The sequence below is a fragment of the Streptomyces phaeochromogenes genome, from assembly GCF_001418655.1.
Classification (GTDB): domain Bacteria; phylum Actinomycetota; class Actinomycetes; order Streptomycetales; family Streptomycetaceae; genus Streptomyces; species Streptomyces phaeochromogenes.
This window is the reverse complement of the sequence record NZ_LIQZ01000071.1, coordinates 19,358-29,593: the sequence shown is the minus strand read 5'-3', so window position 1 is coordinate 29,593 and position 10,236 is coordinate 19,358. Positions and strand designations below refer to the sequence as shown.

Genomic DNA, 10,236 nt, shown 5'->3' with positions numbered 1-10,236 from the left:
TGGCTCGGCGGCCGGCCGCCGGACTGGCAGCTCGCCTTCGCCCACGCGCTGACCCGCACGGTGGCCGCCGCGATGGACATGGCGGGAGGCCGTCGCGACTCGATGCGCGGCGGTGTCACCCCGCGGCAGCCGTGGGAGCGGGCGCTGAGCTGGTTCGTCTCCTCCTACCCGCTGCTCGGCGGCATCGCGGCGGGCATCACGATCGTCGCGGACGCCGAACTCGCCCGCGCGCACGGCATCTCCGTCGCCGCGGTCGACGCGGGAGCCGCCGAGATCTACATCAACCCGCTGCTCCAACTCGACGACGAGGAATGGCGGTTCGTCCTCGCCCACGAGATGCTGCACGCGGCGCTGCGCCACGGCGACCGCTGCGGCGCCCGCGACCCGTACCTCTTCAACGTCGCCTGCGACTACGTCATCAACGCCTGGCTGGTCGAGATGCAGGTCGGCACGATGCCCGAAGGGCTGTTGTACGACCAGGAGTTGAAGGACCTCTCCGCCGAGGAGGTCTACGACCGGCTCGCCACCGACCTGCGCCGCATGCGACGGCTCGCCACCCTGCGCGGCAAGGGCGTCGGCGACATCCTCGGCGGCCCGCTCGGCTCGCCGCGCGACTACGTGGACCTGGACGAGTTCTACCGCCGCGGCCTCGCCAACGGCCTCGACCTGCACCAGCAGCAGAGCCGCGGCTTCCTGCCCGGCGGACTGGTGGAGGAGATCCGCGCGCTCAGCCACCCGCCGCTGCCCTGGGACGCCCGACTTGCCCGCTGGTTCGACGAGTTCGTGCCCCGCCCCGAGCCGGTACGGACCTACGCGCGCCCCGCCCGCCGCCAGGCGGCCACCCCCGACATCCCGCGCGCCGGACGCTACTTCCCGCCCGAGGAGATCGCCCGCTGCACCTTCGGCGTCGTCCTCGACACCTCCGGCTCCATGGACCGCACCCTGCTCGGCAAGGCCCTGGGCGCCATCGCCTCGTACGCCGAGGCCCGTGACGTACCGGCCGCCCGGGTCGTCTTCTGCGACGCGGCCCCGCACGACGCCGGCTTCCTCCCCGTCACGGAGATCGCGGGCCGGGTACGCGTCCACGGTCGCGGTGGCACCATCCTCCAGCCCGGCATCGACCTGCTGCACCGCGCCGAGGACTTCCCGCCGGGCGCCCCGATCCTGGTCATCACGGACGGCTGGTGCGACGTCCTGCGTGTCCGGCGCGAGCACGCCTACCTGATCCCGCAGGGTTCTTCCCTGCCGTTCACCGCACGAGGGCCCGTCTTTCGCGTGCGGTGAGCCCGAGTGTGATCGGATAGTGCTACGGACCCCAAAACCGGGACCTGATCGAAAGGGATTCATCGTGGCAACCACGCGCTCCGCACACACCGTCTGGGAAGGCAACCTGCTTGAGGGCAACGGAGTTGTCAGCTTCGACTCCTCCGGCGCCATCCCCGCGCAGCCCGTGACCTGGGCGTCGCGTTCCCAGGACGCGAACGGCAAGACCAGCCCCGAGGAGCTGATCGCCGCCGCGCACTCCAGCTGCTTCTCCATGGCGTTCTCGCACGCCCTGGCCGGGGCCGGCACACCGGCCACCAAGCTCACCACCTCCGCCGACGTCACGTTCCAGCCGGGCGAGGGCATCACGGGCATCCACCTCACGGTGGAGGGCACGGTTCCGGGCATCGAGGAGGACGCGTTCGTCGCGGCTGCCGAGGACGCCAAGAAGAACTGCCCGGTCAGCCAGGCGCTCACCGGCACGACGATCACGCTGTCGGCGAAGCTCGCCTGACCTGCGATTCCGCGCCTGGTCGGGTTGTCTGAGGCAACTCCGAGCGGTTGCCGGGCAAGCTGCTTCACCGAGAGGCGCTTGCCCGGCGGCCGGACCGGGACCCGATGGCCGGACCGGGACCCGACGGCCGGACCAGGATCCGACCACGACCACGAACTCGGCCACGAACTCGACCTAGAAGGGCGTTGCCGCCCGACATCCCCCTGGCCCGCATCGCCATGGTCCGCGTCGTCCTGTGTTCGGCCGCCCGTCACCCGGGCTCCCTAATGTGCGGGCCATGAAGAGACTTTCGATCACGGCCGGCGTTGTCGCGCTGACCGTCGGACTCGCGTCGCCCGCCATGGCCGACCGCGACTCCAAGGACCACGGTCGGGCCACCAAGGCCTTCGGCCAGGCCAGGCTGACCGGTTTCGCCTCGCTTCCCGCCGAGACGTTCGTCCCGAACAGCGAGCCGTCGGGCTCGGCCATCGGAGCGGGCCCGTTCAACGGCATCACCGGCCCGTTCGCCGACCAGCCCGTCCAGGGCTTCAGCGGCGCCGTCAACCGCCACGACGGCAGCTACGACGTGCTGTCCGACAACGGCTACGGCGGCAAGGCCAACAGCGCCGACTTCCTGCTCCGCGTGCACCGCGTCGAGCCGGACACGAAGACCGGCAAGGTCAAGGTCCTGGGCGGCTTCGACCTCAGCGACCCGTACCGCAAGGTGCCGTTCCCGCTCACCCGGGCCGACCGGGTGCTGACCGGCGCCGACTTCGACGTCGAGTCCATCGTGCGGGCGTACGACGGCTCGTACTGGCTGGGCGACGAGTTCGGCCCGTTCCTGCTGCACTTCTCGGCGACGGGCAAGCTTCTCGAAGCCCCCATCTCGCTCGACGGAGTGCGGGCGCCGGAGAACCCGCACCTGAACGGCGCCCAGCCCACCATCGGCGGCAGCAAGGGCTTCGAGGGCATGGTCCGCTCCGTCGACGGCCGTCGGCTCTACCCGCTCCTCGAAGGCACGGTCAACGGTGACACCCCCGGCGACCTGCGCTTCAGCGAGTTCGACCTGAAGAGCCGGGAGTACACGGGGAAGCGTTTCAGCTACCGCCTGGAGTCGCCCTCCAACGCCATCGGTGACGCCATAGCCGTCGACAAGAACCGCTTCCTGGTCATCGAGCGCGACGGCGGCCAGGGCGCCGACGCCAAGTTCAAGCGGATCTACCTCGCGGACACGCGTGACCGCGACGGCGACGGGGTGATGGACAAGACCCTCGTGGCCGACCTGATGAACATCGCGAACCCGAAGGGCATCGGCGGCTTCGGCGAGACCTTCACCTTCCCGTTCACCACGATCGAGGACGTGGTTCTCCTCGACAACCGGACGCTGGCCGTCCTGAACGACAACAACTTCCCGTTCTCCTCCGGCCGTACGCCGGGCAAGGCGGACAACAACGAGTTCATCACCATCCGGCTCTCGCAGAGCCTGAAGGCGGACAAGCGCGCCCTCCGCTAGGGGTGTGGCCCTGCCGCTCCGGCCGCGGTCCGAATCGCTTCGGGCCGCGGCATCTTCATGTCCGGGGGCGCGCCGTCCGGGGTCGCGTCGAGGGTCGGGTTCAGGGTCGCCGTCCGGGGTCGCGTCGAGGGTCGGGTTCAGGGTCGCCGTCCGGGATCGTCCGCCTCCGTCCGGGGTACCCGCCCCATTGACAGGGAGGCACTCAAGTTTTGTGATGGTAGGCGTTAAGCCCGGGCGGAAGGGGACGGACATGGCACGTGCGGTCGGGATCGATCTCGGTACCACCAACTCGGTGGTGGCTGTTCTGGAAGGGGGTGACCCCACGGTCGTCGCCAACGCCGAGGGTGCGCGCACCACCCCCTCGGTGGTGGCCTTCGCCAAGAACAGCGAGGTCCTCGTGGGTGAGGTCGCCAAACGGCAGGCCGTGACGAACGTCGAGCGCACCGCGCGCTCCGTCAAACGCCATATGGGTGAACCGAGTTGGAGGTTCCCCGACAGTGGCACCATCGACGGCACCCGCTACCGCGCGCAGGAACTGTCCGCGCGCGTGCTCCAGAAACTGAAGCGGGACGCCGAGGCGTATCTCGGCGAGGACGTCACCGACGCGGTGATCACCGTGCCCGCCTACTTCGACGACACCCAGCGCCAGGCCACGAAGGAGGCCGGCGAGATCGCGGGCCTCAAGGTCCTGCGGATCATCAACGAACCGACGGCCGCGGCCCTCGCGTACGGGCTCGACCGCGGCGAGGAGCAGACCGTCCTCGTCTTCGACCTGGGCGGCGGCACCTTCGACGTCTCGCTCCTGGAGATCGGCGACGGCGTCATCGAGGTCAAGGCCACCAACGGCGACACCCAACTGGGCGGCGACGACTGGGACCACCGGATCGTCGAGCACCTCGTCAAACGCTTCAAGGGCTCGTACGGCATCGACCTCGGCCAGGACAAGATGGCGCTCCAGCGGCTGCGCGAGGGCGCGGAGAAGGCCAAGATCGAGCTGTCCTCGTCCACCGAGACGTCCATCAACCTGCCCTACATCACCGCCTCCGCCGAAGGTCCGCTGCACCTCGACGAGAAACTGACGCGCGCTCAGTTCCAGGAGCTCACCGCCGACTTGCTCGACCGCTGCAAGAACCCCTTCCACCAGGCGGTCAAGGACGCGGGTGTGAAGCTCTCGGCGGTCGACCACGTCATCCTCGTCGGCGGCTCCACCCGGATGCCCGCGGTGACCGAACTGGTGAAGGAACTCACCGGCAAGGACCCGCACAAGGGCGTCAACCCGGACGAGGTCGTGGCCCTCGGCGCGGCCCTCCAGGCGGGTGTCATCCGCGGCGACGTGAAGGACGTCCTGCTCCTCGACGTCACCCCGCTGTCCCTGGGCATCGAGACCAAGGGCGGCATCATGACGAAGCTCATCGAACGCAACACGACCATTCCCACGAGGCGTTCGGAGATCTTCACCACCGCCACGGACAACCAGCCCTCGGTCGGCATCCAGGTCTTCCAGGGCGAGCGTGAAATCGCCGCCTACAACAAGAAGTTGGGCGTCTTCGACCTCACCGGGCTGCCGCCCTCGCCCCGCGGGGTCCCGCAGATCGAGGTCGCCTTCGACATCGACGCCAACGGCATCATGCACGTCTCGGCGAAGGACCTCGCCACCGGCCGCGAACAGAAGATGACCGTCACGGGCGGCTCGGCGCTCCCCAAGGACGACATCGACCGCATGATGCGCGAGGCCGAGCAGTACGCCGACGAGGACCGGGGACGCCGGGAGGCCGCGGAGACCCGCAACCAGGCCGAGCAACTCGTCTACCAGACCGAGAAGTTCATCCGCGAGAACGAAGAGCGCATCCCGTCCGACGACACGAAGACCGAGGTCGAGTCCGCGATCGCCGAACTGAAGGCCCTCCTGGAGCAACGGGAGACCACGGACACGAACACCCTGCGCACCGGCGTCGAAAAGCTCGCCACCGTCAGCCAGAAGATGGGCCAGGCGATGTACGCCCAGGCCCAGCAGTCACCGCCACCCCCACAGGACCAGCCCGGCACCGAGCAGACCCCACCGAACGACGAGGAGGGCGTGGTCGACGCGGAAATCGTCGACGACGACAAACCCGGCGAGCCCGACACCAACACAAAGGACAACCCAACCTGAGGGGTCCGCCCCACCCCACTCCCCTCAGGGGCGCGGGGAACTGCGCACCCAGCCACAGACGGCCGTCACCCAACAATCAACAGCAGCTCCCACCCACCTAGGGGCGCGGGGAACTGCGCACTCAACCCACGACGGCCGTCACCCAACAACCGACAACGAGCCCCACACCCTAGAAATCGGCCCGCCGAGCCCGAATCAACTCCGCGGTCCGCCGCGCCCCGGCCGCCCCGGTGGTCATATGGTCCAGCACCTCCAAGTGCGCGGCCACCTCGTTGCGGGAGTCGAGATACAGCGCCCCGGTCAGATACTCGGTGTAAACCATGTCGGGAAGCTCCGGCTCCGCAAAGCGGAACAGCACGAACGGCGCGTACGTCCCCGGATGCGGCCCGGACGCGAACTCGGCGATCTGCAACGTGATGTGGTCGTTCTCGACGGCCTCCAGCAGATGGTCGAGCTGCTCGGCCATCACCTCGGACCGGATACTGACCGGCCGCCGCAGGACCGTTTCCTCCATGATCACCCAGAGGTGCGGCGGGCGGTCCCCGGTCAGCAGCTTCTGCCGAGCCATCCGCAGGGACACATGGCGCTCGATCTCCGCGGGCCCGGTCTGCCCGACCGTGCCCGCCTCCAGGACCGCACGCGCGTAGTCCTCGGTCTGCAGCAGCCCGGGCACGAAGTGCGGCTCGTACGACCGGATGATCGAGGCCGCGCCCTCCAGGCTCACATGCATGCTGAACCAGTCCGGCAGGACATCGTGGAAGCGCTGCCACCAGCCCGGCTGGTTCGCCTCCTCGGTCAGCCGGACGAACGCCGCGATCTCCTCGTCGGGCACGCCGTACGTCGACAGGAGCACCTGGACGTACGGAATCTTCAGCGAGACCTCGGCCATCTCCATGCGGCGGATGGTCGCGCCGGTGACCCGCAGGATCCGCGCGGCCTCGTCCCGTCTCAGACCGGACGCCTCGCGCAACTCCTGCAGCCGTCTACCCAGCACCACCTGCCCCACGGTCGGCGCAGGACGCCTTTCACTCACGCCACGCCTCCCCAAGCGCCGAGCATGGCGAGAAGTGTGCCATGTTCCCGCTCAACCATCACCTGATCCGGGGCGTTGTCATTACCTCTGCGGTAATCGACCGCCACCCGGGGCGCACGTCATGGTGGATGTACCGGTTTCCGGGCCGGCGCACTCCGGTCCGGGAACCGGGTCCACTATTCCGCCATGACCTCGACGGAGGGTGATCCGCCATGTCCGCAACCCAGTTCGCCGCCCTGGCCCGCACCACCGAGCCGCAGACCATGCTGCGCCGCTTCCTGGCGCTCGACGCGGCGGTGACCGGCGTGAACGGCGTCGCCTACCTCGCCGCGTCCGGGCCACTGGGGCGGCTGTTCGATGTCGGCTCGGGACTGCTGCTCGCACTCGGCCTGGTGCTGACGGTGTACGCGGCGGGTGTCGCCTGGCTGGCCTCGCGCCGTCGGCCACCGGTCCTCCCGGTACGGGCCGTCATCGAGATCAACCTCGCCTGGGCGGTGCTGAGTTTCGTCGCGCTCGCCGTGTGGCTGTCGCCGAGCACCGCGGGCGCCGTGTGGATTCCCTTGCAGGCACTGACCGTTGCGGGATTCGCGCTGGCGCAGCACGTGGCGCTGCGAGCGCTGACTGGTCCTCAGGACATCAGCGACTGAAGGTACTTGACCGTCGCAGGGTCGGCCGGGAGCAGCGTCTCGATGGCCAGCTCGGCGACGGTCACGTCCATGGGGGTGTTGAACGTCGAGATGGACGAGATGAAGGACAGCACCCGTCCGTCGTGCTCGATCTGCATCGGCAGGGCGAAGTACGGGACGGTCTCCCCGGGCCCCTCGTCGCTCTCGTTCTCACTCTCGTTCTCGATCCCGGGAGAGCCCTCGGCGGGATACGGATACGCCGCCACCTCCTCGTACAGCGCGCGCAGCGGCTCGGAACGGCGCAGGGCGATGTCGCGCTCCATCTGGGCCAGCAGATGGCCGCGCCACTCCCGCAGATTGCGGATCCTCGGCGCCAGACCTTCCGGGTGCAGCGTCAGCCGCATCGCGTTCAGAGGCGGGGCGAGGAGATGCTCGGGCACGGTGTCGAGCAGCATCGCGATGCCCCGGTTGGCGGCGACCACGTTGTACGTCGCGTCCACCACGAACGCCGGATAGGGCTCGTAGCCCTGGATCAGCCGCTCCACGCCCTCGCGCAACGCGTCCAGCGCCGGGTCGTCGAGCGGGGTCTCGGGGTAGCGGGGCGCGTAACCGGCCGCCAGCAGAAGGGCGTTGCGGTCCCGCACGGGTACGTCCAGGTGCTCGGCCAGCCGCAGCACCATCTCCTCGCTCGGCCGGGAGCGGCCCGTCTCGACGAAGCTGATGTGCCGCGCCGATGAATCGGCCCGCAGGGCCAGCTCCAGCTGGCTGACCCGACGCTGCTCCCGCCAGCCGCGCAGCAGCGGACCGACGCCTTTGTCGACCGCGGAGGCGCCGGTGGACGTGGCAGCGGACCTGGCACCGGATGGGGCAGCGGACGGGGAGGCGGACGCGGCGGCGGCGGTCATGCACCGACCGTAGTCGATCCGCGCCCCGGGAGTCGATGAGCCGCCGAGCGGCCGAATGCCTACCCCGCCCCTTGCGCCGGACGCGCCTGACCAGGGACGGGACGGCCGGACTGTGGCACGCTGAAGAGATCCGGACGTCATGGAAGGAGTGCGATCATGCCCCCTGCACCGCTGTCGCAGAAGGAGATCGAGGACCGGCTCGCGGAGCTGCCCGGCTGGTCCCTGGACGGAGACCGGATCGCCCGCTCCTACCAGCTCGGCTCGCACTTCGCGGCGGCCGTGCTGGTCGTGCACATCGCCCAGGTGCAGGACGAGCTGGACCACCACTCCGACCTCACGCTCGGTTACCACACCGTCTCCCTCACCGTGAACACGCACAGCGTGGGCGGAGCCGTCACCGAACTGGACTTCGACCTGGCGCGCCGGGTCGAGGAGCTCGCCGCCGGGCACGGCGCACATTGAGCGCGCTGGTGTTCGACTACGACATGGAAGCCGAGCGGTACGACGTGTCCCGCGGCGGCGAACCCCGTGCCGCCGCGGCTGCCGGCGCCGTGCTCGGACTGATCCCCGAGGGCACGGGCAACCTCCTCGACATCGCCTGCGGCACCGGCATCGTGACGCGCAGGCTCGCGGCGGCCGGTCTCGACGTGGCGGGCGCCGACGCGGCGTACGGCATGCTGCGGCGGGCGGCCGAGCGCGTACCCGGCCGTGTCGTGCTCGCGGACACCCGCCAACTCCCTTTTCCCGACGCCTCGTTCGGTGCCGTGACAGCCGTCTGGCTGCTGCATCTGCTGGACGACGCGGAGCGGGTCGTCGCCGAGGCGGCCCGGGTGCTGCGGCCCGGCGGTGTCTTCGTCACGACCGTCGACAAGGCCGCCTCGCACGACGTCCGCAGCGACATCGACGCCGTGATGGCCCCGCGCCCGCGCCGCGCGGCCCGCGACCGCGACGACCTCGTGGGGTCCTTCGCCGACCGGCACGCCCTGATCCCGGCGGGCCGGGCGTGCTTCCGCGGCTACGGCCAGGGCCGGGCTCCGGCACGGGCCGCCGCCGACGTGAGGCGCGGCTGGTACACACTGCTGCCCCCGGGCGCGCCCCTCACCGAGAAACTCGCGCAACGCCTGGAACAGCTCCCGGACCAGCATGTCCCGCGCCCCGACCCGAAGTTCAAGCTGCGGGCGTTCCGGAAACCGGGTCCGGCGTTGAGTCCGCCCCGTGCCGGCGCGTGAAGTCCATGACCCAGTTGGTCACCCACGTCTTCTCGCCGTCCACGGAGAACGCCTGCTCCCAGCGGGCCGTGGTCGCCGAGATCCCCGACCACACGAACCGCACACGCACGTCCTTGCCGTCGTGTGTGTCGTCGCCGTAGAACTCGCCCCGCCCGTCCGTGAATTGGCCGATCACGGGCGGGAACAGTCGGCCGCTGCGACTGCTGGACCAGTTCAGCGACCACTGCCCGGTCTCCCGGTCGCGCAGCCGCAGGGTCAGCCCCTTCCACCCCTGGCCGGGCACGTCCATCTCGTCGATGTTGCCTGCCCCGTCGAAGAGGCTCCAGCAGCGGTTCGTGGCCGGGAACTCCTCCCAGTCGCTCCCGGCGTCCAGGAAGTCGGTGCGGCGGCGGTGGGCCACGTCCCACTCGCCGACGAAGAAGTCGAAGTCGTGCGGTGTGCTCATGAGCGGTCTCCAGTCGTGCCCTCGGACAGGCAGTCGGCCATGTAGGCGTCGAGGTCGGGGGCGTCGGGCGCGAGCATGTGCCGTACCCAGGCGTCGCGTTCGTGCAGGATCGGCGGCAGCTCCCAGACACAGCCGATCCACGGCAGGTCGGGGGCGATGAAGTGCGTCGGGTCGCGGTCCGGACACCCGAGCACCGGCTGTCCCGCCGAGGCACCCTTGAAGTGCAGGACGTTGTCCCACACCCAGCTGTACGCGTTCAGATAGGCACCGTCGTCGGCACCCCGGTGCAGCACGACGAACGTCGCGGCCGGTGTGCCGTCCGCTTCCGGCAGCAGCTTCGGCAGCATCGCGTACGCCGCCTCCTGGACGTCGGCCGCGATCCCCGCCGGGTCGGCGGTCACGTGGTAGCGCTTGATCCGCCGCCCCGCCACCTCGATGGGCGGCGGCACGGTCAGCAGCTTCTCCGCGAAGTTCTCGGCGGTCCCGGGGCTGTCGGTGCTCTTGGAGGTCTCGGATGTCCTGGAGGTCATGAGAGGACGCTAGGTCCGCTTCACTGACACCTTCTGTCAGTGAATCC

General features: G+C 69.9%; 11 protein-coding genes. 7 read left to right on the top strand and 4 right to left on the bottom strand.

Annotated features, from left to right (window positions below; all coding sequences use genetic code 11):
- The 4 genes from AOK17_RS10850 to dnaK form a co-directional block, all read left to right on the top strand.
- Window positions 1–1,284 (top strand): vWA domain-containing protein (locus AOK17_RS10850; RefSeq protein ID WP_055612177.1); only part of this gene is annotated, 1,284 nt, incomplete at its 5' end.
- 64 nt (window positions 1,285–1,348) lie between these two features.
- The gene (locus tag AOK17_RS10845) at window positions 1,349–1,777 is read left to right on the top strand and encodes an OsmC family protein (protein WP_055612176.1); all 429 of its coding nucleotides are present in this window, start codon (window positions 1,349–1,351) and stop codon (window positions 1,775–1,777) included.
- A 277-nt stretch (window positions 1,778–2,054) separates the two neighbouring features.
- Complete coding sequence (locus tag AOK17_RS10840; RefSeq protein ID WP_055612175.1) at window positions 2,055–3,269, top strand: esterase-like activity of phytase family protein; 1,215 nt, start codon at window positions 2,055–2,057, stop codon at window positions 3,267–3,269.
- Between the two features lie 250 nt (window positions 3,270–3,519).
- Window positions 3,520–5,421 carry a molecular chaperone DnaK gene (gene dnaK / locus AOK17_RS10835; RefSeq protein WP_055612174.1) on the top strand — a complete coding sequence of 634 codons (1,902 nt, stop codon included), beginning with the start codon at window positions 3,520–3,522 and terminating at the stop codon, window positions 5,419–5,421.
- Between the two features lie 169 nt (window positions 5,422–5,590).
- On the opposite strand, the gene AOK17_RS10830 is transcribed toward dnaK, so the two are convergent.
- Window positions 5,591–6,454, bottom strand: coding sequence for a helix-turn-helix domain-containing protein (locus AOK17_RS10830; RefSeq protein WP_079052922.1), 864 nt, complete (start codon window positions 6,452–6,454; stop codon window positions 5,591–5,593).
- A gap of 212 nt (window positions 6,455–6,666) precedes the next feature.
- Here AOK17_RS10830 and AOK17_RS10825 point away from each other — a divergent pair, with 212 nt between their 5' ends.
- Window positions 6,667–7,101 carry a hypothetical protein gene (locus tag AOK17_RS10825; protein WP_055612172.1) on the top strand — a complete coding sequence of 145 codons (435 nt, stop codon included), beginning with the start codon at window positions 6,667–6,669 and terminating at the stop codon, window positions 7,099–7,101.
- Here AOK17_RS10825 and AOK17_RS10820 read toward each other — a convergent pair.
- The gene (locus AOK17_RS10820; RefSeq protein ID WP_055612171.1) at window positions 7,083–7,985 is read right to left on the bottom strand and encodes a helix-turn-helix domain-containing protein; all 903 of its coding nucleotides are present in this window, start codon (window positions 7,983–7,985) and stop codon (window positions 7,083–7,085) included. The genes AOK17_RS10825 and AOK17_RS10820 overlap by 19 nt on opposite strands.
- A gap of 156 nt (window positions 7,986–8,141) precedes the next feature.
- Between AOK17_RS10820 and AOK17_RS10815 the strand changes: the two genes are divergently transcribed.
- Together AOK17_RS10815 and AOK17_RS10810 are read left to right on the top strand one after the other, a co-directional pair.
- The gene (locus AOK17_RS10815; RefSeq protein ID WP_055612170.1) at window positions 8,142–8,447 is read left to right on the top strand and encodes a 4a-hydroxytetrahydrobiopterin dehydratase; all 306 of its coding nucleotides are present in this window, start codon (window positions 8,142–8,144) and stop codon (window positions 8,445–8,447) included.
- 8 nt (window positions 8,448–8,455) lie between these two features.
- Entirely contained in the window at window positions 8,456–9,214 is a 759-nt protein-coding gene (locus AOK17_RS10810; RefSeq protein ID WP_055612169.1) for a class I SAM-dependent methyltransferase, read from the top strand.
- On the opposite strand, the gene AOK17_RS10805 is transcribed toward AOK17_RS10810, so the two are convergent.
- Window positions 9,153–9,659: a hypothetical protein gene (locus AOK17_RS10805; RefSeq protein ID WP_055612168.1), complete on the bottom strand. Its 507-nt coding sequence runs from the start codon at window positions 9,657–9,659 to the stop codon at window positions 9,153–9,155. The genes AOK17_RS10810 and AOK17_RS10805 overlap by 62 nt on opposite strands.
- On the bottom strand, window positions 9,656–10,189 hold the full coding sequence (locus AOK17_RS10800) for a hypothetical protein (RefSeq protein ID WP_055612167.1): 534 nt from the start codon (window positions 10,187–10,189) through the stop codon (window positions 9,656–9,658). Before AOK17_RS10800 ends, AOK17_RS10805 begins: the two co-directional genes overlap by 4 nt.
- Window positions 10,190–10,236 lie beyond the last annotated feature (47 nt).

What these genes read in the sequence shown, in the direction of transcription:
- AOK17_RS10815 (WP_055612170.1), top strand. Translation starts at nt 8,142, where the DNA reads ATGCCCCCTGCACCGCTGTCGCAGAAGGAGATCGAGGACCGGCTCGCG.
- dnaK (WP_055612174.1), top strand. Translation starts at nt 3,520, where the DNA reads ATGGCACGTGCGGTCGGGATCGATCTCGGTACCACCAACTCGGTGGTG.
- AOK17_RS10820 (WP_055612171.1), bottom strand. Translation starts at nt 7,985, where the DNA reads ATGACCGCCGCCGCCGCGTCCGCCTCCCCGTCCGCTGCCCCATCCGGT.
- AOK17_RS10805 (WP_055612168.1), bottom strand. Translation starts at nt 9,659, where the DNA reads ATGAGCACACCGCACGACTTCGACTTCTTCGTCGGCGAGTGGGACGTG.
- AOK17_RS10800 (WP_055612167.1), bottom strand. Translation starts at nt 10,189, where the DNA reads ATGACCTCCAGGACATCCGAGACCTCCAAGAGCACCGACAGCCCCGGG.
- AOK17_RS10840 (WP_055612175.1), top strand. Translation starts at nt 2,055, where the DNA reads ATGAAGAGACTTTCGATCACGGCCGGCGTTGTCGCGCTGACCGTCGGA.
- AOK17_RS10825 (WP_055612172.1), top strand. Translation starts at nt 6,667, where the DNA reads ATGTCCGCAACCCAGTTCGCCGCCCTGGCCCGCACCACCGAGCCGCAG.